Origin of the sequence: Staphylococcus sp. HMSC067F07 (assembly GCF_001837405.1) — a bacterium.
Taxonomy (GTDB): Bacteria; Bacillota; Bacilli; order Staphylococcales; family Staphylococcaceae; genus Staphylococcus; species Staphylococcus capitis.
Genome location: NZ_KV832242.1, coordinates 1 through 21,760, shown reverse-complemented (window position 1 = coordinate 21,760; position 21,760 = coordinate 1). Strand labels below are relative to the sequence as shown.

General features: G+C 30.7%; 21 protein-coding genes and 1 tRNA gene. 16 read left to right on the top strand and 6 right to left on the bottom strand.

The window, feature by feature from the left end; genetic code table 11:
- Positions 1 to 40: 40 nt before the first annotated feature.
- On the bottom strand, positions 41 to 871 hold the full coding sequence (locus HMPREF2706_RS11725; RefSeq protein WP_002434696.1) for an RluA family pseudouridine synthase: 831 nt from the start codon (positions 869 to 871) through the stop codon (positions 41 to 43).
- Between the two features lie 175 nt (positions 872 to 1,046).
- On the opposite strand from HMPREF2706_RS11725, the gene HMPREF2706_RS11720 reads away from it, so the two are divergent.
- The 9 genes from HMPREF2706_RS11720 to HMPREF2706_RS11680 all read left to right on the top strand — a co-directional run bounded on the left by HMPREF2706_RS11720 (position 1,047) and on the right by HMPREF2706_RS11680 (position 11,045).
- Entirely contained in the window at positions 1,047 to 2,159 is a 1,113-nt protein-coding gene (locus tag HMPREF2706_RS11720) for a GAF domain-containing sensor histidine kinase (RefSeq protein WP_037549760.1), read from the top strand.
- Between the two features lie 19 nt (positions 2,160 to 2,178).
- Positions 2,179 to 2,802 carry a response regulator gene (locus HMPREF2706_RS11715; protein WP_002434769.1) on the top strand — a complete coding sequence of 208 codons (624 nt, stop codon included), beginning with the start codon at positions 2,179 to 2,181 and terminating at the stop codon, positions 2,800 to 2,802.
- A 248-nt stretch (positions 2,803 to 3,050) separates the two neighbouring features.
- The gene (locus tag HMPREF2706_RS11710; RefSeq protein ID WP_002434804.1) at positions 3,051 to 3,515 is read left to right on the top strand and encodes an XRE family transcriptional regulator XdrA; all 465 of its coding nucleotides are present in this window, start codon (positions 3,051 to 3,053) and stop codon (positions 3,513 to 3,515) included.
- Between the two features lie 220 nt (positions 3,516 to 3,735).
- The gene (locus tag HMPREF2706_RS11705; protein ID WP_049428019.1) at positions 3,736 to 4,866 is read left to right on the top strand and encodes a DUF445 domain-containing protein; all 1,131 of its coding nucleotides are present in this window, start codon (positions 3,736 to 3,738) and stop codon (positions 4,864 to 4,866) included.
- A 71-nt stretch (positions 4,867 to 4,937) separates the two neighbouring features.
- A complete protein-coding gene (locus tag HMPREF2706_RS11700) occupies positions 4,938 to 5,282 on the top strand; it encodes a YlbF/YmcA family competence regulator (protein WP_002434673.1) in 345 nt (114 codons plus the stop codon).
- 404 nt (positions 5,283 to 5,686) lie between these two features.
- The gene (locus HMPREF2706_RS11695) at positions 5,687 to 6,883 is read left to right on the top strand and encodes a metallophosphoesterase family protein (RefSeq protein ID WP_049428021.1); all 1,197 of its coding nucleotides are present in this window, start codon (positions 5,687 to 5,689) and stop codon (positions 6,881 to 6,883) included.
- Positions 6,873 to 9,812 carry an ATP-binding protein gene (locus HMPREF2706_RS11690; RefSeq protein ID WP_070862416.1) on the top strand — a complete coding sequence of 980 codons (2,940 nt, stop codon included), beginning with the start codon at positions 6,873 to 6,875 and terminating at the stop codon, positions 9,810 to 9,812. Before HMPREF2706_RS11695 ends, HMPREF2706_RS11690 begins: the two co-directional genes overlap by 11 nt.
- Positions 9,809 to 10,750 (top strand): 3'-5' exoribonuclease YhaM, encoded by a 942-nt coding sequence (gene yhaM, locus HMPREF2706_RS11685; protein ID WP_049428024.1) that lies wholly within the window; start codon positions 9,809 to 9,811, stop codon positions 10,748 to 10,750. Before HMPREF2706_RS11690 ends, yhaM begins: the two co-directional genes overlap by 4 nt.
- Positions 10,751 to 10,940: 190 nt before the next feature.
- Positions 10,941 to 11,045 (top strand): type I toxin-antitoxin system Fst family toxin, encoded by a 105-nt coding sequence (locus HMPREF2706_RS11680; RefSeq protein ID WP_070862415.1) that lies wholly within the window; start codon positions 10,941 to 10,943, stop codon positions 11,043 to 11,045.
- A gap of 154 nt (positions 11,046 to 11,199) precedes the next feature.
- Here HMPREF2706_RS11680 and HMPREF2706_RS11675 read toward each other — a convergent pair whose 3' ends face one another.
- The 4 genes from HMPREF2706_RS11675 to HMPREF2706_RS11660 form a co-directional block, all read right to left on the bottom strand.
- Complete coding sequence (locus HMPREF2706_RS11675; RefSeq protein ID WP_023350053.1) at positions 11,200 to 12,201, bottom strand: peptidylprolyl isomerase PrsA; 1,002 nt, start codon at positions 12,199 to 12,201, stop codon at positions 11,200 to 11,202.
- A gap of 201 nt (positions 12,202 to 12,402) precedes the next feature.
- Positions 12,403 to 12,972: a DUF3267 domain-containing protein gene (locus tag HMPREF2706_RS11670; RefSeq protein WP_070862414.1), complete on the bottom strand. Its 570-nt coding sequence runs from the start codon at positions 12,970 to 12,972 to the stop codon at positions 12,403 to 12,405.
- A gap of 191 nt (positions 12,973 to 13,163) precedes the next feature.
- Positions 13,164 to 13,535, bottom strand: a complete 372-nt coding sequence (locus tag HMPREF2706_RS11665; protein WP_049428031.1) for a YtxH domain-containing protein — start codon at positions 13,533 to 13,535, stop codon at positions 13,164 to 13,166.
- A 77-nt stretch (positions 13,536 to 13,612) separates the two neighbouring features.
- A complete protein-coding gene (locus tag HMPREF2706_RS11660) occupies positions 13,613 to 14,038 on the bottom strand; it encodes an HIT family protein (protein ID WP_049428034.1) in 426 nt (141 codons plus the stop codon).
- A 132-nt stretch (positions 14,039 to 14,170) separates the two neighbouring features.
- Here HMPREF2706_RS11660 and HMPREF2706_RS11655 point away from each other — a divergent pair, with 132 nt between their 5' ends.
- Positions 14,171 to 14,911, top strand: coding sequence for an ABC transporter ATP-binding protein EcsA (locus tag HMPREF2706_RS11655; protein ID WP_002453567.1), 741 nt, complete (start codon positions 14,171 to 14,173; stop codon positions 14,909 to 14,911).
- A complete protein-coding gene (locus tag HMPREF2706_RS11650) occupies positions 14,904 to 16,127 on the top strand; it encodes an ABC transporter permease EcsB (protein WP_049428036.1) in 1,224 nt (407 codons plus the stop codon). The genes HMPREF2706_RS11655 and HMPREF2706_RS11650 overlap by 8 nt, the downstream gene beginning before the upstream one ends.
- 51 nt (positions 16,128 to 16,178) lie before the next feature.
- Here HMPREF2706_RS11650 and traP read toward each other — a convergent pair whose 3' ends face one another.
- Positions 16,179 to 16,682: a signal transduction protein TRAP gene (gene traP / locus HMPREF2706_RS11645; protein WP_002434692.1), complete on the bottom strand. Its 504-nt coding sequence runs from the start codon at positions 16,680 to 16,682 to the stop codon at positions 16,179 to 16,181.
- 339 nt (positions 16,683 to 17,021) lie between these two features.
- On the opposite strand from traP, the gene hemE reads away from it, so the two are divergent.
- The 5 genes from hemE to HMPREF2706_RS11620 all read left to right on the top strand — a co-directional run bounded on the left by hemE (position 17,022) and on the right by HMPREF2706_RS11620 (position 21,678).
- Positions 17,022 to 18,056: a uroporphyrinogen decarboxylase gene (gene hemE / locus HMPREF2706_RS11640; RefSeq protein ID WP_002434872.1), complete on the top strand. Its 1,035-nt coding sequence runs from the start codon at positions 17,022 to 17,024 to the stop codon at positions 18,054 to 18,056.
- Positions 18,057 to 18,131: 75 nt separating this feature from the next.
- Complete coding sequence (hemH, locus tag HMPREF2706_RS11635; RefSeq protein WP_002434744.1) at positions 18,132 to 19,055, top strand: ferrochelatase; 924 nt, start codon at positions 18,132 to 18,134, stop codon at positions 19,053 to 19,055.
- A gap of 141 nt (positions 19,056 to 19,196) precedes the next feature.
- Complete coding sequence (gene hemY / locus HMPREF2706_RS11630; protein WP_002434806.1) at positions 19,197 to 20,591, top strand: protoporphyrinogen oxidase; 1,395 nt, start codon at positions 19,197 to 19,199, stop codon at positions 20,589 to 20,591.
- A gap of 148 nt (positions 20,592 to 20,739) precedes the next feature.
- Positions 20,740 to 21,294, top strand: coding sequence for an RBBP9/YdeN family alpha/beta hydrolase (locus HMPREF2706_RS11625; protein ID WP_002434723.1), 555 nt, complete (start codon positions 20,740 to 20,742; stop codon positions 21,292 to 21,294).
- 310 nt (positions 21,295 to 21,604) lie between these two features.
- Positions 21,605 to 21,678, top strand: a tRNA-Met gene (locus tag HMPREF2706_RS11620).
- Positions 21,679 to 21,760: the final 82 nt, after the last annotated feature.

The window sequence follows — 21,760 nt, the reverse complement described above, 5'->3', positions numbered from 1 at the left end:
TATTACATATTATTTAGCCTCTATCTGTTCCATAGTAGACTTATGCCTTTTTATCATCCAAGCTTACCGAAACCAACTCACGTGTTAGTGGATGAATCAATTCAATTTTATGACTATTAAGTTCTAATTTACGCAATGTTGAATCACCATATAATGGATCACCAATTACAGGGTGACCGATTTCTGCTAAATGTACTCGTATTTGATGCGTACGACCTGTATCAAGTTTAATATCAAGTTGACATATACCTTCTTTAATCATCTCAGAATTTAAAATATGAGTGATTGCACGTTGTCCTGTATTTGAAATTCTACGCTTATTAGGATGGAATTTGTCTTTACCAATAGGCATATCTATTGTTTGAGGTTTGATTGGTAACAATGCTTTAACGTTAGCTTTGTAAATACGAGTAATTTCATTTTCTTCTAACATTCGATCTAAGATTTTCTTCATAATTGGATTCTTAGCAACAATAAGTAAACCCACTGTTTCTTGGTCTAAACGATGAATAGGTTCGACATATTCACTGTCAACTGTGTAAATTACATGATTCATAAGTGTATTACTCTCTTTTAAATCATTTGGATGAGTTTTAACACCTTTAGGCTTCATCACTATCGCAAAGTCATCATCTTCATAATAAACCTGTGCGTAACGATAACTAGGTAAATAATTACTTTTTTCCTCTGGTGTAGGTATGAACACCGAATCACCGGTTCTCACTACATCAGTTAATTTAGCAGATTGATTATTGATTGTTATATCTTTTGACATATTAAGTTGATGTAAGTCTTTTTTAGGGAGATTGAGATTTTGAAATATCTCTCTTAAAGATTTCTCAGTGTATTGTTCAGGTATCGTAAATTTCATAATATCCTCCTATAGTTCATTATTATCATAACACAAATTAATTACTCTCTATATCATGTTTATTTTTGAAAATGAATTTTCAAATACTTATCAATTGTGTATTTAATTACATTTTCAAAATAAAGCTAAGGCATGTATAATATAAATATTATGGATATAGTATTGGGGCGATAAAATGGAGAAGCCAACAAGACTTGCATTACTAAAAGAAATAGCTGAATTTCTTAATGAAGAAACAGAGATGTATAGCATGATGCAAGGAGGACTACGTTATCTTATTAATGGTAGTAACTTCACGACTGGATGGATATTTTTTATCAATGAGGAGGGGAACCATGAACTCGTTTCCTCAGTAGACCTCCCTGGTGCATTATCTAAAAAAGATTGTCATTATATGACTAACGGATCATGTTGGTGTGTCAAAGCATATAATAATAAAAAATTAACTAAAGCGTCCAATATTATAAATTGTTCAAGAATTAATTTAGCTAATCGTGCATATCAAGAAGAAACAGATGATATTACGCATCATGCAACTGTGCCACTGCGTTCTGGAGAGGAACAATTTGGACTACTTAACGTTGCTTCACCAAATAAAAAACATTATAGCGAGCAAGATTTAGAATTACTAGAATCTGTAGCATTTCAAATAGGTTCGGCGATAAAACGTATATTATTGACAGATAGAGAAAAGGAAGCGGCTAAGATTAATGAGCGCAACCGTTTAGCTCGAGATCTGCATGATTCTGTTAATCAAATGTTATTCTCGTTAAAACTTACTGCTCATGCTGCCCAAGGAATGGCATCGGATGATTTTTCTAAAAATGCATTTAAAACTATAGAAGAAACGAGTCAAAATGCTGTTAATGAAATGAGAGCATTGATTTGGCAATTAAAGCCTGTAGGACTAGAGCACGGATTAATTCACGCTTTAAATAACTATAGTGATGTTTTAAATCTAAATTTAGACGTCCATGTTGATGGCTTAATCAATTTAACTAATCATGTAGAAGAAAATATTTATCGTATGATACAAGAGGCGATGAATAATGTCAGAAAGCATGCCGATACTAATGAAGTCTCATTAAATCTAACGCAAAGACAGGATAATCTCATTATTGAAATTATAGATTTAGGAAAGGGATTTAACTTGCATGAAGTAAATGTTAATGCTTCAAGTGGTATCAATAATCTTAAACAACGGACACATACATTGAATGGTAAATTAGATATTCAATCACAATTGAATAAAGGTACTACCATTACAATAAATATACCTTTAAAGTAATAAAAAAAGGAGAACGATTATGCATAAAGTAGTACTAGTAGATGATCATCATATCGTACGCCAAGGATTAGAGTTTTTACTTTCAACAGTTGATGATTTAGAAGTAGTCAAGGGTTTTTCTGATGGCAAAACATTTCTATCATATATAGAGCAACATCATCTGCCTGATATTGTGTTGCTCGATTTAGTGATGCCAGAAATGAATGGAATTGAAATTACTGAAGTTTTAAAAAGACAATATCCTCAAGTCAAAGTTTTAGTTTTAACGAGCTATGTAGATGATGAACATGTGATATCAGCTATAGACAAAGGTGCTGATGGTTACGAAATGAAAGACGTAGAACCACAAAAATTGATTGAAACAATTCATAAAGTTTTAAATGGTGAACGTATCATTCATCCTGAAGCTAAAAGTGTGATTGAAACAGTATCTAAAAAGCCTCATTTTACTAATAAATTATCTAAAAGAGAAGTTGAAGTATTGAGAGAGATGGTTAAAGGCAAGACAAATAAAGAAATTGCTCAAACATTATTTGTATCTGAAAAGACTATTAAAACACATGTAAGTCACATATTTAATAAATTACAAGTTACGGATAGAACACAAGCTGCCATTTATGCTATGGAAAATAAATTAATATAATGTGCCAAACGCAATTATATAAAATAAATATACATATTTTAAATTTAATTAGTCAAAATGTCGTTAAATGTAAATATTTAACTATTTTGATAATTTTGCCTTTAATAAAATAGTTAGAAAAACGCATTTCTCTCTTTTATTTTTATTAAAAATATATTAAGATGTAATTTGTGTTTCAAGAAATGTGTATTATTGCAATTTCTTGTGTCCGGATAAAATATTTTCAATTAGAAAGGTAGATAAATAGAATGGATAGACAGAGTTTCACAGATTTAATTCAAACAAAATTTAAAATGGTACGTATTGAAGCGGGCTATACTCAAGATACAATGGCTCAAACAATCGGACTTTCTAAAAAAACATTAGTACAAATTGAAAAAGAAAGAGTCTTACCTAACTGGACGACTTGTGTCTCAATTTGCGCGTTATTTAGAGATTCAGATGTACTCAATAGCACATTTGGTTGCGACCCATTAGAAATCGTTCAAACTATTTCTAGAAATCATTGTGCTTACCCTAATCATGCTACTACAAGTGATATTTATTGGAATACAATCGAAACGCGTAATGGATTTATTTTACAAAGTAATAAAGTAAGTAACATTTACCGAGTATTAAATGCAGATAAGCAACCAATCTTCGGTACTTCTAAAATGAGAGAGGCTGAAACTTACTTTAATAGAAATGCTAAAGAAGAATTACTACATGTATAATTAAAAGTGATAGTAGAATCTTATAATGATTTAATCACTTATTTCAGATGTATTGTCTTAATTAAACAAAATTATTTTTCTACTTAACGATGAAATTCATTTTTGATTTTCATCGTTTTATTTTTAGTAATTTGTATTTATAAGTTTTAAAAGAATGAAGATAGGTTAATTGATGTTATAATCTAACCACAATTTCAAATTTAAATAGGGAGTTAACAATATGCACGCTTTTTTAGTGATTGCTTTTATGATGATTATAGGGGCTATAATAGGTGGTATAACAAATGTTATAGCGATACGTATGTTATTTCATCCATTTAAACCATATTATATATTTAAAATGAGAATTCCATTCACTCCAGGTTTAATTCCAAAAAGACGTGGAGAAATAGCTGAGAAAATAGGTCAAGTTATCGAAGATCATTTAATTACTGAAGAAATGATTCGTCATAAGTTAAATCAACCACAATCTCAAGATGCGATTCAAGACTTAGTTCTTACTCAAATACAAAAGCTTAAATCTCAAGATGCAACAATTGAAAATTTTGCTCAAGCATTAGACATTAATGTAACTGATTTATTAAATAATAAGGTGAAAACAACTTTGAATGACAAACTTATAAACTTTTATCAACAACATAAGCAAGAGGCATTAACAGCATGTTTGCCAGAGCAATTGTTTGTTTTAGCAGATGATAAAGTAGAAGAATTAGCTGATTTATTATGTGAAAGAGCTAGAAAATATTTGAATTCTGACAAAGGTTCACATGATATATATGAAATGTTAGATACCTTCTTTCAGGAAAAAGGAAAAATTGTAGGTCTTCTACAAATGTTCATGACTAAAGAAAGCATCGCAGAACATATTCAACACGAACTTATTCGATTGACTCAACATCCGAAAGCACGTGTAATTATTAATAAAATCATTCGCAATGAATATGAGACACTTAAGAATAAGCATTTAGAAGAATTAGTTAGTGATGAGCAATTCGAATCTATTTCTAAATCCACGACAGATCTTTTAATCTCATATATTGATCTTAATGGTAAAGCTCGTTTACCAATATATGAACTTGCACCTCAGTTTATTCACTTCCTTGAAAATGAAGCAGCTACTAAAATTACTCAAGTCATTGTTCATAATATTTCACGACATCTTACCAATATAATGAAAAAGATTAATTTGCGACAACTAGTAGAAGATCAAATTAATACATTTGACTTAGATTACATTGAAAAGTTAATTATAGAAATTGCTAATAAAGAATTAAAATTGATTATGTCACTAGGATTTTTACTTGGAGGAATTATTGGTTTCTTCCAAGGTGTAATTGCAATCTTTGTCTAAAGGTGACATATATGTTAAAGTTATTTGTGAGTGGTTAAAACACAAATTAACTCAAAGGAGTGCAAACAACTATGGCAGTAAATTTATACGATTATGCAAATCAATTAGAACAAGCTTTAAGAGACAGTGAAGAATATAAAGCTATTAAAGATGCATTTGCTAAAGTTAAAGAAAACGAAGAATCAAAAAAATTATTCGACGAATTCCGTGAAACTCAAATTAGTTTCCAACAAAAACAAATGCAAGGTGAAGAAATTCCTGAAGAGGATTTACAAAAAGCTCAAGAACAAGCTCAAGCTATCGAAAAAGATGAAAATATCTCTGAATTAATGAATGCTGAGCAAAAAATGAGCCAAGTATTCCAAGAAATTAACCAAATCATCGTAAAACCATTAGATGAAATTTACGCTGACTAAATTTAATACTTTTCTATAAAAGTGAGAAATCATTTTAAATTTTGAATGTCTACAAAGTTACAGACTTTGTAGACATTTTTTATACATTTGTACCTTAGAATACTCTCGTTTACAAATTTATAAACGAGTTCAAAGGTGATACTTTAAAATTTGTATTAACGTCATAGTTTTGAGTAGGTATAAATTTAAAATGAATGTCTTGGTTTGTCGTCGACTGGACTCAAAGTGTTATGGTAAAATAATTTAATATAAAGTAAAGTTATTTTTCATGATACATAGCTTATTAATATATAGTCATTAGTCTGTCTTAATATCAATATTTATAATTTTTATCAACAAATGAAGTATATTCAAATTGCATTATTTCTTTTAACTTTACGGCTTTTATAAGGAGAATTAAACTTATGGTTAAATTTATACACTGTGCTGATTTACACTTAGACAGTCCCTTCAAATCTAAAAGTCATTTAAGCCCTAAAATATTTGAAGATGTACAAAAAAGTGCCTATGAAAGTTTTAAAAATATAGTAGATTTGGCATTAAAAAAAGAAGTAGATTTCATTATCATTGCTGGGGATTTATTCGATAATGAGAATAGAACATTACGTGCGGAAGTCTTTTTAAAAGAACAGTTTGAAAGATTACGTAAAGAACAAGTATTTGTATATGTATGTCATGGTAATCATGATCCTCTATCTTCAAAGATATCTTCAAATTGGCCAAACAACGTTTCAGTTTTCTCAAATCAAGTAGAAACGTATCAAGCGATTACTAAAGATGGGGAAACAATTTTTATACATGGCTTTAGTTATCAAAATGATACAAGTTATGAAAATAAAATTGATGCTTATCCATCAAGCCAAGGTCAAAAAGGGATACATATTGGTGTTTTACATGGCACGTATAGTAAATCCTCAGTCAAAGACCGTTATACAGAATTTAGGTTAGAAGACTTAAATAGTCGATTATACCACTATTGGGCGTTAGGTCATATACATGAACGTGAACAACTCAGTGATATGCCAGTAATTAACTATCCCGGTAATATTCAAGGTAGACATTTTAATGAATTAGGTGAAAAAGGTTGTTTATTAATTGAAGGAGATCATCTTAATTTAACAACACAATTTTATCCTACTCAATTTATTAAATTTGAGGAAGCAACCATTGATACTAATCATACGTCTAAACAAGAGCTATACGAAGATATACAGTCATTCAAAGATAAAGTAAGACCTGAAGGTAAAGCTTTCTATAGATTAAATGTACGCGTAAATAGTGAAGATTTTATTGCACCACAAGACTTGGTTCAAGTTAAAGAGATGATTACAGAGTATGAAGAAAATGAAAATCAGTTTGTGTTTATAGAAGATTTAAATATTAAATATGTTCAAAATGATGAATCACCTCTTGTAAATGAGTTCTCCTCAGATTTGTTGGAAGACACATCGGTCTTTGATTCTGCTATGACGGAATTATACTTAAATCCTCGTGCATCTAAATTCTTAGATGATTATACAGAATTTGATAAAACCGAATTAATTAATCATGCTGAAAGTCTTTTAAAAGATGATATGAGAGGTGAACAAAATGATAATTAAATCACTAGAAATTTATGGATACGGTCAATTTGTTCAACGTAAGATAGACTTTAATAAAGGTTTTACTGAAATTTTTGGTGAAAATGAAGCAGGAAAATCAACGATTCAAGCATTTATACATTCAATTTTATTCGGTTTTCCTACTAAAAAATCTAGAGAACCTCGTTTGGAACCTAGGTTAGGAAATCAATATGGTGGTAAATTAGCTTTAATATTTGACGATGGTACTGAAGCTGAAGTTGAGAGAATTAAAGGTAGCGCTCAAGGTGATGTCAAAGTTTACCTCTCAGATGGTTCTACACGCGACGAGTCATGGCTAAATAAGAAACTCAATTACATTACAAAGAAAACGTATCAAGGTATATTCTCTTTCAACGTTTTAGGGTTACAAGATATTCACCGGAATTTAGATGAAAAACAATTACAAGATTACTTATTACAAGCAGGTGCTTTAGGTTCAACTGAATTTACCAGCATGAGAGATACCATAGGACAAAAGAAAGAAGAATTGTATAAAAAGTCTGGTAAAAATCCAATTATTAACCAACAAATCGAACAACTTAAGCACCTTGAAAGCCAGATACGTGAAGAAGAAAGTAAATTAGACACATATCATCGCTTAGTAGATGAGAGAGATAAATCTTCTCGCAGATTAGAACATTTAAAACAAAATTTAAATCAGTTATCCAAGATGCATGAAGCTAAACAAAAAGAGGTTGCACTGCATGATCAAACGCAAGAATGGAAAGGATTAGAACAAGTTCTAAATATCGAACCTCTAAAATTTCCTGAAAAAGGTATAGACCGTTATGAGACTGCTAAGTCGTTTCAACAATCGCTTGAAAAGGATATTGGTCTTAAAGAAGAACGTTTAGCTCAACTTAAGCAAGAAGCTAAAAATATCTTTCCAGTAGAAACTAAAGATATAGATGCAATTAATTCCTTATATCAACAAGAAAATGAAATTAAACAAAAAGAATATGAGTTGCGTTCAGTTGAAAAAGATATCTCTGATAAACAAAGAGAACAAGAAAGTTTACAAAACACTATTGGGTGGAATGAACCACATCATGAAGTAGATAGTTCTGAAGCTATGAAAAGTCATGTAAGTGAGCAAATTCGTGGTAAGCAAGAACAAAATGCTTATATTTTACAACTAGAACGCGGTCTTGAAGATAATAAAATTGAACGTAATTCTAATAGTAATGAACTTGATCAACTAGAGAAAGAATTAGTTCCTGAGGAAACTTTTGAAAAGAAAAAGGAATATTCACAGCAGGTATTAGAATTACACGAAAAAGAAAACTTATATGAAAAATTAAAAGAATCATTTGAAGAAGAACAAATTCGTAAAAATCAACGTCAAAAATTACTTAGACTTGCATTTATTGCTTTAGCTATCATAGGTGCGGCATTAACTGTATTTTCATTTGTAACGACTAACATGATTTTTGGTATTGTCTTTGCGATTCTAACCGTCATCTTTATCGTAGGTATCTTCTTAGCAAAAACTAAAGATGTTGATTATGGTGTAGCAATGAACCAAGAAATTAATGACTTGGAAAGTCAACTTGAACATTTAGAAAGCAACTACAATTTAGATTTTGATTTAGATCATCAACATCGCATTCGTGAGCAATGGCAAAATGCTATTAAAGCAAAAGAAATGTTAGATGAAAAGAATGCATATTTAAATAAATCAATGGATGAGGCGCAAAATCGTTTAGATTCATTATCAGATAATATTAACAACGTGAAGAAAGAATTATATTTATCTCCTAAGATATCTGATGAACTTATCGTTGAAAGTATTACCTCAATGAGTAATATTAAGTCTCATGATAACTACGTCAAAGAGTTGAATCATAAGCGTAGTCAACTTATGGATGAAATTAATCAATTTTATAAACACGCTAAAGACGTAACGAGTCCACATTTTAGTCATTTTAATACAATGTCGTTCTTCCACGATGTTAATCAATGGCTAAAAAATGCTAAAGACAACAACGATAATTGGCATAAGAATCAAAAAGAAACACAGTTATTAACAAATGAGCTCAAGCATCTTAAATCACGCTTAAGTGAAAATAAAAATATCATCAAAGAGCTATTTGATTTCGTCAATGTTGAAGATGAGGAAAGTTATTATTCACATCATCAAGATTACGAAACGTATCATAGTAACTTAAATAGATTTAATGATTTAACTCAATACTTAGAGAACCAAAATTACTCATATGAAATGAGTTCTAAATTAAGTGAAAAAACAACCGCTCAATTAGACGAAGAAGATGATACATTAGCGAGACAAGTAGATCAATATAACGATCAATATTTAAATATGCAAGCTGAAGTCAGTGATTTAACTGCTCAAATTAATCATATGGAAACAGATTCGACACTTGCACAATTAAGACATGAATATTACAGTTTAAAAAATAGACTAAATGATATCGCTAAAGATTGGGCAAGCTTAAGTTATCTTCAAAATTTAGTAGAAGAACATATTAAGCAAATCAAAGATAAGCGTTTACCACAAGTTATCCAAGAAGCTGTATCTATATTCAAGTATCTTACAAATGGTGCATATACAATGATTAATTATACTGAAGATGATTCAATTCATGTCAAACATGATAATGGACAAGTTTTCGAACCTGTTGAACTAAGTCAATCTACAAAAGAATTATTGTATGTTGCTCTTAGAATTAGTTTAATTAAAGTATTAAAACCATACTATCCATTCCCAATTATTGTGGATGACGCATTTGTTCATTTTGACAAACATAGAAAAGAAAGAATGTTAAATTATTTAAGAGAATTATCTCAAAATTATCAAGTGCTTTACTTTACATGCACTAAAGATAATATTATCCCTTCAAAAGAAATGATTATTCTTAATAAACTAGAGGAAGGCGGGAAAAAATGAGAAATGTAGAAAATTTAAATCCCGGCGATTCAGTTGATCACTTTTTCTTAATTCATCGTGCAACTCAGGGTGTCACTGCTCAAGGTAAAGATTACATGACACTTTACCTCCAAGATAAAAGTGGTGATATAGAAGCGAAATTATGGACTGCCACGAAAGAGGATATGCAGAACCTTAAACCTGAAGAAATTGTTCATGTTAAAGGCGATGTGATTAATTATCGTGGTCGTAAACAGATGAAAGTTAATCAAGTGCGTTTAGCTAAACCTGAAGACAATTTATCAACTAAAGATTTTGTTGATGGAGCACCTATGACGCCTGATGAAATTAAAGAAGCGCTTTCGCATTTTATGTTAGATATTGAAAACGCAAATTTACAACGTATAACGCGTCATTTAATAAAGAAATATCAAGACCGTTTCTTTACGTATCCAGCAGCAAGTTCACATCATCATAATTTTGCAAGCGGTCTAAGCTATCACGTTTTAACTATGTTACGTATTGCTAAGTCAATCTGTGATATTTATCCGCTATTAAATAGAAGCTTATTATATAGTGCGATTATTTTACATGACTTAGGAAAGGTCAGAGAGTTAAGTGGACCAGTTGCAACGACTTATACTGTCGAAGGTAATTTGCTAGGCCATATTTCTATTGCTAGTGATGAAGTAGCTGAATCGGCTAAAGAATTAGGTATTGAAGGTGAAGAAGTGATGTTATTAAGACATATGATCTTAGCACACCACGGTAAAATGGAATTCGGGTCACCTAAACTACCTCATTTGAAAGAAGCTGAAATTTTATTCTTTATTGATAATATTGATGCAAAAATGAACATGTTTGAGAAAGCATTTAAGAAAACGGATAAAGGTCAATTTACTGAACGCATTTTTGGTTTAGAAAATCGCCAATTCTATACTCCTACAAGTTTAGATTAAATATTTTTAGTGCAAAGCTATCTTTGTAAAGTTGCTACAGAGTCGGGATTGATTCAAGTGGTATTATGATACAACGGGCTTTGCACTTTTTTATATTCAAATTTAATTAGCTAAAGTTCAGTGTTATAATAAATAGGTCGCCTATCTTCTCTTCTCAGGCGTCAATATGACAAGGGAAGGAGGTGCATATATGTTATTTGATATCTTTGTACACATCATGGCCACGACAACCAGTGGTTGTATCGTTGCTTTATTCGCGCATTGGCTAAGCACTCGCAACGATAAACGTAAATAGGCGACAACTAAAATAAGCCACACCAAAAAATCCCCTCACTACTGCCATAGTGAGGGGATTTGGTGCATATATGCTTGATATCCTTGTTAATTGTATTATAACACTTTCTAGATAAAATGCAAAACTTATATCAATCACATCAATGAGTTATTGATTATGACCCACTACTTGTTAAACCTGCAGAGCCTGAACCAGAGGCACCACCTTGTGAAGATTGCTGTTGCTGCTGTTGTTGTTTAATTTTATCTGGATCTAAAATTGAATTTTCAACAGCTTTTTTAATATCTCTATCTTTGTAATCAACTTTATAATCATCTAATAAATCTTTATAAGCATCTGTTAACAATTTAGGTTTTTTCTGTACTTTTTGTTCAATAATTTTTTCTTTAAGGTTAGATTTTTCTTTATTAAAGTCATTTTCTTTATCAGCTTTAATGATATGATAACCATAATCAGTTTTAACTACTTTAGAAACTTGACCTTCTTTTAATTTAAATAGCGCTTTTTCGAAGCTATCTACCATTTGACCTTTAATTACATAACCTAATGAACCATCTTTCTTAGCTGAAGAACTATCCATAGATTCTTTTTTAGCGATTTCACCAAATTTACTAGGATTTTTTTCTACTTCTTTTTGGATTTTTTCAGCTTTTTCTTTTGCTTTTTTATCTGAAAGACCTTCTTTATCACTAGATTTAGATTTTACTTTTATTAAAATATGAGAAGCTTTTTTAGAATTATCTTTAATATCTTTATCAGAGACTTTCACTTTATCTAGTAATAATTGTTTTTGATAAGCAGAAAGTTTTTTCTGTTCTTTATAATCATCTAATGACATACCTTGCTGTTTAAGCATGCTTTCAAATTGATCTTTACCGCCATATTGTTTTTCTTCTTTCTTAATATCTTCATCAACGTCTTTAGTATCGACTTTATCTTTGTATTTATCAGCTAAGATTTTATTTAAAACAATGTTAAATGAAGTATTAGCAATTTGTTCATTTCCGATTTTCTTCATCACGTCAGCGACTTTTACATCTCCTGCTTTAGAAGAAATCAATGTATTATCTTTAGATTCTGTTGCATTTGAGCCACAAGCACCAAGTAACAGCGCGCTAGCGGTCACGGGAACAATAATTTTATTCATCAATTTCATAAGTTGATAGCTCCTTTATGTATTAATCATCGTAAATATAACATATTATTTAGAGACTACCAATTAGAAACCCCCGTCCTAAGACTATAGTATGACTAGGATGGGGGGAGTTGATTAAATATTATATATTTTAATTTTGCATATTTTATTAATATTTATGAAAACTAAATACAATTACGCAAAAGATGGTAATACTCATAACTAGAGCGATGTTCTAGTTGATTTAGGATTATTCACTTTGTTTAAAATATGTAGACCAGATTGATGTTCTTCTACATAGTGACCATCATTTGAGAAAAGTAAGATTTTCAAATATAAAATATCCATTATAGAAAAGCCAATATTTAATGATAATAAAAACATAAAATAATGACCATATTGAGGTAGATGAATACTTAACAGAACAAAAATGCCAGTTAATAATAATATAGGTAAAATTAAATTTATACAAAAATATACTTTATGGACAGGCGTATTAACATACGTATTAAAATATGGCAGCCATTTCTTTATAACTAATTTATGGACTCTAAAAGATTTATAGAATGGCAAAAAGAAAACAAGATGCATGATTTTATGAATGGGATACATTAAAATTATAAAGATTAATAAAATGATAAAATGTCGATCTGATAAAGGAGTATCAGAGAAATAGTACATAATTTCATAGCTTACTAAAAAGGTAATAATAGTTGCTACTATACTCATGAAAGCAATTCTTTGAATTCCAAATCTTGCGTGTATATCAATTTGTCGAGTGCATAAATACATAGTGTAAGCCTCATCTCTGTGTTAATGTTCGATACGTATTATCTACGTGTTCACAGGAATAGTCAAGGGGCAGTTTAATTTACAAAAAAGAAGTTGATAAAGTCATTAATGAAGCTAGTGTTAAAATGTCTATAAGAAATTATGATTAAGTAAAATAAAAAAGCTATAGCATCATGCCATAGCTAATGAAATTACTTATCTTTAGAGAATGCGTTACTTATATCTTCTCCACGGTTTTGTAAATTTTCAATATGAGTTTGGAGCTTTTCGATATTAGGGTTAATATCAGATTTAAAGTTACCAATTAACTCTTTAAACTCATCTCCAATTGAACTACCATATTCAACACTTTCATTCTTAATTTGAGAACCATAATTAAGAATATCATTAAATGTTTGTTTCATAGTTTCAATTTCTCGTTCAAGTTCAGATTGTGCTCCTGTAGGTTGGCTCGCATCAATTGTATTATGTTTGACACTTTGGTCGTCACGATTTCTTAATGCTACTGCAAATCCTGCTGCAGCACCTACACCTAAGCCAAATAATATTCTTGTGACTTTCATTTTTTATTCTCCTCACTTTATATGTCGGATATTTGTATTATTTTTATCATACCCAGTATAACAAGGAATATGCACGATTAATCAAATTGTGCTTGAATTTGTTCAGCAATTTCTTTTTTAGCGTCGTCATTAATTGTATCTTCATGCGTTTCCCACTTATATCCAAAGCCATCGATATCATTTTCATATCTTGGGATAAGATGGAAGTGAAGATGAAATACAGACTGATCTGCAAACTCTCCATTATTTTGAATGATATTTAATCCATCTGGGTTAAAAGCGGCTTTAATAGCATTGGCTACCTTAGGTAAAGCCACTCCAATATGTTTCATTGTTTCTTCATCAGTCTCAAAAATATTAGTAGAAACTTTTTTAGGAACTAATAATGTGTGACCTTTTGTCACTTGTGAAATATCTAGAAAAGCATAAACGTAGTCATTTTCATAAATTTTAAAGCTTGGAATTTCTCCAGAAATAATTTTACTGAAAATAGTTTCTGACATAACAATGACACTCCTCTTTATCATTTGTTAGTCATTATTATAGCATTACTCAATTTAAAACAACATGATAGCAATGATTATTTTAGGTTAAAACATTATTTTTTGGTACAATAGTTTGCATGGAGGTGCCTTATGACAGTAAAAGTTGAACATCTTACAGGCGGATATGGAAAACGTCCTGTAATCAAAGATATAAATTTTGAATTAAAAAAAGGCGAAATTGTTGGTTTAATTGGTCTTAACGGTGCAGGAAAAAGTACAACAATTAAACACATGTTAGGACTTCTTAATCCAATGGAAGGTTCATTATCCATTTCTGATACAAATATTAATGATGACATTGAAGTATATAGAAGAAAATTATCATATATTCCAGAAGCACCAGTGATTTATGAAGAACTTACATTAGAAGAGCATATAGAGATGACTGCTATGGCCTATCAACTAAGTAGGGAAGAGGCAATGCGTCGTGCTGAGCCACTTTTAAAAGTATTTCGTTTAGAAAATGAATTAAAAGTCTTTCCAAGTCATTTCTCAAAAGGAATGAAACAAAAGGTCATGATCATTTGCGCTTTCATCGTTGATCCAGAATTGTATATCATCGATGAGCCATTCTTAGGTCTCGATCCTTTAGGAATACAATCAATGCTTGATTTAATGGTTGAAAAGAAAAACGAAAATCGAACTGTCTTAATGAGTACACATATACTTGCTACAGCGGAACGTTACTGTGATAGATTTATTATTTTAGATCAAGGGAAAGTTGTTGCGTTTGGTAACTTAGATGAACTACGTGAACAAACAGGTCTGTATGATAGAACCTTAGATGATATTTATATACATGTTACACAAGGTGGCAATGCCAATGAATAATCAATCATTATCTCTGTTTAATCGGAGATATAAAGCGATTCGTAAAGAAAAAAGTTACTATAACAAATTCATTTTTAATGGTCATTTCACGGTGTTTTTACTTATATTGTTAGGTGCATTTATTTTTGGATATGGTGAATGGCTACAACATATACCACAACATATTGATTATGCACTATTTGCAAGTATTGCTGTAGCATTAGTTTCATTATTTCCAATTCGAACACTTTTAAAAGACGCAGATAAAATTTTTCTATTACCATTTGAAAAACATATGAAAGATTATATGCAAGTAAGTTTAATATATAGTTATAGTTCAAGAATTTTTTTACAAGTCATACTTCTTATTATACTATTTCCTTTATTTTATAGATTAAATGATAACCATTTTGCATTTTATATTGTATTTGCTATAAGTGCTATCATTTTTCCTTATTTAGGATTACTTGTTAAATGGCAGTGGTTAAAGCTAAATCTTTCAAGTTGGACAATTAATTTATTATTATTTGTACTATTTGGTATAACATTTTATTTAATTTTAAGATTTCATAATTACTTTGCTATTATATTTATTTTCATCGTAGGGGTATTGTTATTGATTTTAAAATTGAATAGCAAAAAGCAATTATTTCCTTGGGAGAGAATGATAGCGATTGAGCAACAAAAACATACGAATTATTATAAATTTGTAAATATGTTTACTGATGTGAAACATTTAAGAGAGTCAGCAGTACGTAGAAGTTATTTAGATTTCATATTACCCACTCCAAAAGGTAACAAGTTTAATGAAAATCGTATGTACTTATTCTTATTTGTAAGAAGCTTTGTAAGAGGACGAGACGCGTTCAGTATCATTCTTCGATTAGTGATTATAGCACTCGTTTTAATGTTATGGTTATCAAATCCAATCGTATCTCTAATTATAGGAAGCTTATTTATGTATATTACATTATTACAAATGGCTCAGTTCTATACTCAACAAGCATATGGTTTATGGCCACAAGTATGGCCAGTCCCTGATACGAAAGTTATCAAAGGATATGAACAATTTTTATACCGATTAATGATCGGTGTAGGTATTATCTTTACAATAGTATTTGTTATAAAACATCCTACATTGTTCTTCTTTGCTTTACTTTTCTATATTGTAGGGTGGTTAACAATAAGAAGTACCATTAAAAAGTTAAAATATCAGGAAACTTTATTAAGAGACTAAAAAAAGTTCTTAGCGTTCAATACAATACGCTAAGAACTTTTTATTTTGATATTAGTTTTCATCAATTGGATACAAGTATCTTTCAAAATAACTTGAATGTTGACCACTTGCTCCAAAGAATTGACTTAAAGCTACTTTAGAAAAATTATCATTAAATAATTCTGAAGCCTTGAAGTCTTCATAGGCAGTGCGATTTGCGAAGCCAAAGTATATTTTATAAGTATTACCTTCTAAAGGTTTTAATAATCGATAACTTTTGAATCCAGCGAATGAATCAAAAGGTGCGCCTAAGTGCAATAATTTTTTCTCTAGTTGATTACTATGATCCTCTGAAGAGGGAATGAACAAAGCACAGTAGAAATGATTTTCGTTAAATTCTCCAACTTGGTAGAGTACATTGTAAGAACTAGGATGTTTTAAAACTGACTTATCTTCAGTTTCTTCTAAAATGACTGATGTATCGGAAGCAGAAAACTGAAATAGGTCATGATCTGGATTATTCAATTTAATTTGATTTAAGAATCCATATGTCCCATAAGATGTATATAAATTCATGATACAAACCTCCCTTGTTTTGTCTTATTATACGATTATAAAATTCCTTTTGCTACTGCAAAAGTTCAGATTTTCTAATTAAAAGTAATAGAATTCATCCTAAATTTACAAATTTAACTAAAAATAAAATTAAATATATAATTTAACGGTATTAGAATATCTAGGAATTACTTACCCGTTTTTTAATAAAAATAAAGTATATTTTTAAAGTTTATAAAGCTAGGTTTTATAAATAAAAGTACTATGTCTTTTTTATGACATTTAAGCATAATAAAATACGAAATTGTATACAATATGCTATTATAGATAAGAATGATTTTAATGTAGGAGGACGCTAGGGTGCATAGTAAAAACGATACGATATTAAAGACAATAAAAGGTGAATCAACGTCACACACTCCAGTTTGGTTTATGAGACAAGCAGGACGTTCTCAACCTGAGTATCGCAAACTTAAAGAAAAATATTCACTTTTTGAAATTACGCATCAACCAGAATTATGTGCGTATGTTACGCATTTACCTGTAGATAATTACAATACTGATGCGGCTGTTCTTTATAAGGATATTATGACACCTTTAAAACCCATAGGTGTAGATGTAGAAATTAAATCTGGTATTGGACCAGTGATTTCAAACCCTATTAAGTCAGTACAAGATGTTGAAAAATTATCTCAGATAGATCCTAAAAGAGATGTACCTTATGTTTTAGAAACAATCAAATTGCTTACAGAGGAAAAATTGAATGTACCGTTGATTGGTTTTACAGGTGCGCCGTTCACATTAGCCTCTTATATGATTGAAGGGGGTCCTTCTAAAAATTATAATTTTACTAAAGCCATGATGTATGGAGACGAACCTACATGGTTTGCACTAATGGACCATCTTGTAGATGTGTCAATCACATATGTAGTCGCTCAAATTGAGGCTGGTGCTGAATTAATACAAATCTTTGATTCTTGGGTAGGAGCACTAAACGTCCAAGACTATAATTATTATATCAAGCCAGCTATGAAGAAATTAGTGAGTGGTATCAAAGCTCATTATGATGTACCTGTGATACTTTTCGGGGTAGGCGCAAGTCATTTAATTAATGAATGGAATGATTTACCTATTGATGTTTTAGGTCTAGATTGGAGAACATCTATTAATCAGGCTGATCAAATGGGAGTAAACAAGACACTACAAGGTAATCTCGACCCTTCATTATTATTAGCACCATGGGATGTTATCGAATCACGACTAAAAGATATTCTTGATCAAGGAATGGTGCGTGGCAAGCATATATTTAACTTAGGTCACGGTGTATTTCCGGAAGTTCAACCTGAGACATTAAGAAAAGTGAGTAAATTCGTTCACAACTATACTCAAAAATAGTTCTTTCGAAGATTTGGTGTCGCTCCAAACCTAAATAAAGTAACGATAACTAACAATTAAAGGAAGGTTTTATCAATGAGTAAAACAATTGGATTATTAGTGATGGCGTACGGTACACCATACAAAGAGAGTGATATCGAGCCTTATTATACTGATATTAGACACGGTAAAAGACCAACTGAAGAAGAACTACAAGATTTAAAACAACGCTATGAATTTATCGGAGGGTTATCACCTTTAGCAGGAACAACAGATCGACAAGCTGAGGCATTAACTAAAGCTTTAAATGAAACGTATGACAATGTTGAATTTAAATTATATTTAGGATTAAAACATATCTCTCCTTATATTGAAGAAGCCGTAGAAAAAATGCATAAAGATGGCATTGATGAAGCTGTAACAGTTGTGCTCGCGCCACATTATTCAAGTTTTTCAGTAGGTTCTTATGATAACCGCGCACAAGAAGAAGCAGATAAATATGGCATTAAATTGACTCATATTAAACATTATTATCACCAACCAAAATTTATTAAATATTGGACAGATAAAATTAATGAAACGTTAAATCAAATTCCTGAAGAAGAGCACGATGAAACAGTTTTAATCGTTTCAGCACATAGTTTACCTAAAGGTCTGATTGAACGTAATAATGATCCATATCCCAAAGAATTACATGAAACAGCTCAAATTCTTAAACAAGACTCCAATATTGTTCATGTAGCAGAAGGTTGGCAATCTGAAGGAAATACTGGTACACCTTGGTTAGGACCTGATGTTCAAGATCTTACGCGAGAATTATATCAAGAACATCATTTCAAAAACTTTATTTATACACCAGTAGGATTTGTTTGTGAGCATTTAGAAGTGCTCTATGACAATGACTACGAATGTAAAGTAGTATGTGATGAAATTGGCGCTAAATACTATCGTCCTGAAATGCCTAATACAAACCCGCTATTTATAGGAGCAATTGTTGACGAAATTAAAGCTCATTTTTAAAATTAAGTTAAAGCATTAATAAAGTGATGACAGAATTCCTCCAGTATAACGGGGGAATTCATTTTTTGAGAGAGATAAATTAAAAAATTTGATACATTTTCATGATAGATTCAGGTGGATTTGAAAGGAAGCGTGAAAAAGTTGAGTAAAAAAATTGCGATTATCGGCGCAGGTATTACTGGTTTATCGAGTGCGTATTTTATAAAAAAACAAGATCCAACTATAGAAGTAACGATATTTGAAGCCTCTAATCGTCCTGGAGGTAAAATTCAAACATATCGACATGAAGGGTATACTATTGAGTTAGGTCCAGAATCCTATCTAGGACGTAAAACTATCATGACAGATATGGCTAAAGATATTGGTCTAGAAAATGACTTAATTACTAATACTACGGGTCAATCGTATATATACGCTAAAAATAAATTATTTCCTATACCAGGTGGCTCTATTATGGGCATTCCAACAGATATAAAGCCATTTATTAAAACGAAGCTTATTTCTCCAATTGGTAAATTAAGAGCTGGAATGGACTTGTTTAAGAAACCGATTCAAATCGAGGATGATATTTCTGTCGGCGACTTTTTCAGAAAAAGACTAGGAGATGAAGTATTAGAAAATCTCATTGAACCTTTAATGGGTGGCATATATGGTACTAATATAGATGAATTAAGTTTAATGAGTACATTTCCAAACTTTAAAGAAAAAGAAGAACAATTTGGCAGTTTGATTAAAGGAATGAAAGATGAGAAAGAACAACGTATTAAACATCGCCAACTATACCCAGGGGCACCTAAAGGACAATTTAAACAGTTTAGACATGGTTTAAGTTCATTTATAGAAGCATTGGCAGAAAATGTTCAGAATAAGGGAGTAAATATTCGTTATAATACTCAAGTACGTGACATTAAAGTTTCTCAGAAAGATTATGAAATTTTACTCGAAGATAGTAGTGAAACATTTGATGGGGTACTTGTTACTACACCACAACAAGTATTTATGAAATGGTTTAGCCATGATCCTGCCTTTGATTACTTTAATAAGATGGACTCGACTACTGTTGCAACAGTGGTTATGGCTTTTGATGAAAAGAATATAGAGAATACGTATGATGGTACTGGATTCGTTATAGCTAGAACGAGTCAAACAGATATTACAGCTTGTACTTGGACTTCGAAAAAATGGCCGTTTACTACACCTGAAGGTAAAGTATTAATTAGAGCTTATGTAGGTAAACCAGGCGACACTGTAGTAGATGACCATACTGATGATGAAATTGTATCAATTGTTCGTAAAGATTTAAGGAAAATGATGACATTCAAGGGTGATCCTGACTTTACGATAGTGAATCGTTTGCCTAAAAGTATGCCTCAATATCACGTAGGGCATATAAAAAATATCAAGATAATTCAACAACATATAAAGAATACTTATCCTAGATTAAGAATTACTGGAGCACCTTTTGAAGCGGTAGGTTTACCTGATTGTATTCAACAAGGAAAAAATGCTGTTGAAGAAATTTTAGAAGAAATTTAGATGATGTAAAACACTTTAATGAGAATGGTATGATTTAAATCTAAGAAGCGGTGAGATAGATAAATCATTTGAATATCATTTCTTTTTAAAGTGTTTTTATTTTAAAATAAGAATTAAATGAATCAATCGTTGAATGAGGTGTTGAAAAATGACTGACGTGATTATAATCCATTCAAAATATGGGAATGCCACAAATCATTGGTATGAGTGGTTAAAGCATAATTTAACTTTAGAAGGTTATCATGTGACGTTGTTTAATTTAGAGGCAGATGACCATGCAAAAATTGATGAATGGGTAAGACAAATGAAAGAACAAATTGAAATTCGTAAATATGATACTTATTTTGTAACCCATGGTTTTGGTACGATAGCTGCACTAAAATATATTGAGGGGACTCATCATCATATTGAAGGATTGTTTAGTATTGCAGGTTTCAAAGAAGATGCCCATGATATTGATGAGAATGTCAACTTAGAGGGCATATCAATAGATTATGAAAAAGTTAAATCTCAAGTCGATCATTTTTACGGACTTACATCTAAAGATGATAAATATGTTTCTTATAAAGAGACTAAAAGGTTGATGGATACGTTGGAAGGTAAGATTCGAATAGTCGATGAAGGTGGACACTTTTTAGAGGATGAAGGTTTTAAAACATTTACTTCTTTACAATCTAGAATGCAAGGTTACATGACTAAGTAAGTATATATCTAAAGGTAGAGCACAAGTTGTTTAATAGGTGATTATCAAGGTATCTCATATATCTTTTAGTAAAGAATAATATAAAAAGATATATGAGGTTAATTTTTACACAATTTAATTCCAAAACAATATTGACGAAATGTGTTGGAGTTTATATACTAATAAAGTACTTAATTAAAGCGTCATTCATTTCAATTATTGCAAATAGGTTTGAAGTTGAAATGAACAAAATGTTAATTTTCTTTAAAAAAGTATTGACATTGTAAAGAAGAAAATGGTAAGATTATAAGGTAGTCAAAAATAATATTAGCGCGGGATGGAGCAGTTCGGTAGCTCGTCGGGCTCATAACCCGAAGGTCGGTGGTTCAAATCCGCCTCCCGCAATACATAATTTTAATAGGTCTCGTAGTGTAGCGGTTAACACGCCTGCCTGTCACGCAGGAGATCGCGGGTTCGATTCCCGTCG

What these genes read in the sequence shown, in the direction of transcription:
- yhaM (WP_049428024.1), top strand. Translation starts at nt 9,809, where the DNA reads ATGAGAAATGTAGAAAATTTAAATCCCGGCGATTCAGTTGATCACTTT.
- HMPREF2706_RS11625 (WP_002434723.1), top strand. Translation starts at nt 20,740, where the DNA reads ATGACTGACGTGATTATAATCCATTCAAAATATGGGAATGCCACAAAT.
- hemH (WP_002434744.1), top strand. Translation starts at nt 18,132, where the DNA reads ATGAGTAAAACAATTGGATTATTAGTGATGGCGTACGGTACACCATAC.
- HMPREF2706_RS11680 (WP_070862415.1), top strand. Translation starts at nt 10,941, where the DNA reads ATGTTATTTGATATCTTTGTACACATCATGGCCACGACAACCAGTGGT.
- HMPREF2706_RS11695 (WP_049428021.1), top strand. Translation starts at nt 5,687, where the DNA reads ATGGTTAAATTTATACACTGTGCTGATTTACACTTAGACAGTCCCTTC.
- HMPREF2706_RS11665 (WP_049428031.1), bottom strand. Translation starts at nt 13,535, where the DNA reads ATGAAAGTCACAAGAATATTATTTGGCTTAGGTGTAGGTGCTGCAGCA.
- HMPREF2706_RS11715 (WP_002434769.1), top strand. Translation starts at nt 2,179, where the DNA reads ATGCATAAAGTAGTACTAGTAGATGATCATCATATCGTACGCCAAGGA.
- HMPREF2706_RS11660 (WP_049428034.1), bottom strand. Translation starts at nt 14,038, where the DNA reads ATGTCAGAAACTATTTTCAGTAAAATTATTTCTGGAGAAATTCCAAGC.
- HMPREF2706_RS11655 (WP_002453567.1), top strand. Translation starts at nt 14,171, where the DNA reads ATGACAGTAAAAGTTGAACATCTTACAGGCGGATATGGAAAACGTCCT.
- traP (WP_002434692.1), bottom strand. Translation starts at nt 16,682, where the DNA reads ATGAATTTATATACATCTTATGGGACATATGGATTCTTAAATCAAATT.
- HMPREF2706_RS11720 (WP_037549760.1), top strand. Translation starts at nt 1,047, where the DNA reads ATGGAGAAGCCAACAAGACTTGCATTACTAAAAGAAATAGCTGAATTT.
- HMPREF2706_RS11700 (WP_002434673.1), top strand. Translation starts at nt 4,938, where the DNA reads ATGGCAGTAAATTTATACGATTATGCAAATCAATTAGAACAAGCTTTA.
- HMPREF2706_RS11670 (WP_070862414.1), bottom strand. Translation starts at nt 12,972, where the DNA reads ATGTATTTATGCACTCGACAAATTGATATACACGCAAGATTTGGAATT.
- HMPREF2706_RS11675 (WP_023350053.1), bottom strand. Translation starts at nt 12,201, where the DNA reads ATGAAATTGATGAATAAAATTATTGTTCCCGTGACCGCTAGCGCGCTG.
- HMPREF2706_RS11725 (WP_002434696.1), bottom strand. Translation starts at nt 871, where the DNA reads ATGAAATTTACGATACCTGAACAATACACTGAGAAATCTTTAAGAGAG.
- HMPREF2706_RS11690 (WP_070862416.1), top strand. Translation starts at nt 6,873, where the DNA reads ATGATAATTAAATCACTAGAAATTTATGGATACGGTCAATTTGTTCAA.
- HMPREF2706_RS11650 (WP_049428036.1), top strand. Translation starts at nt 14,904, where the DNA reads ATGAATAATCAATCATTATCTCTGTTTAATCGGAGATATAAAGCGATT.
- HMPREF2706_RS11710 (WP_002434804.1), top strand. Translation starts at nt 3,051, where the DNA reads ATGGATAGACAGAGTTTCACAGATTTAATTCAAACAAAATTTAAAATG.
- HMPREF2706_RS11705 (WP_049428019.1), top strand. Translation starts at nt 3,736, where the DNA reads ATGCACGCTTTTTTAGTGATTGCTTTTATGATGATTATAGGGGCTATA.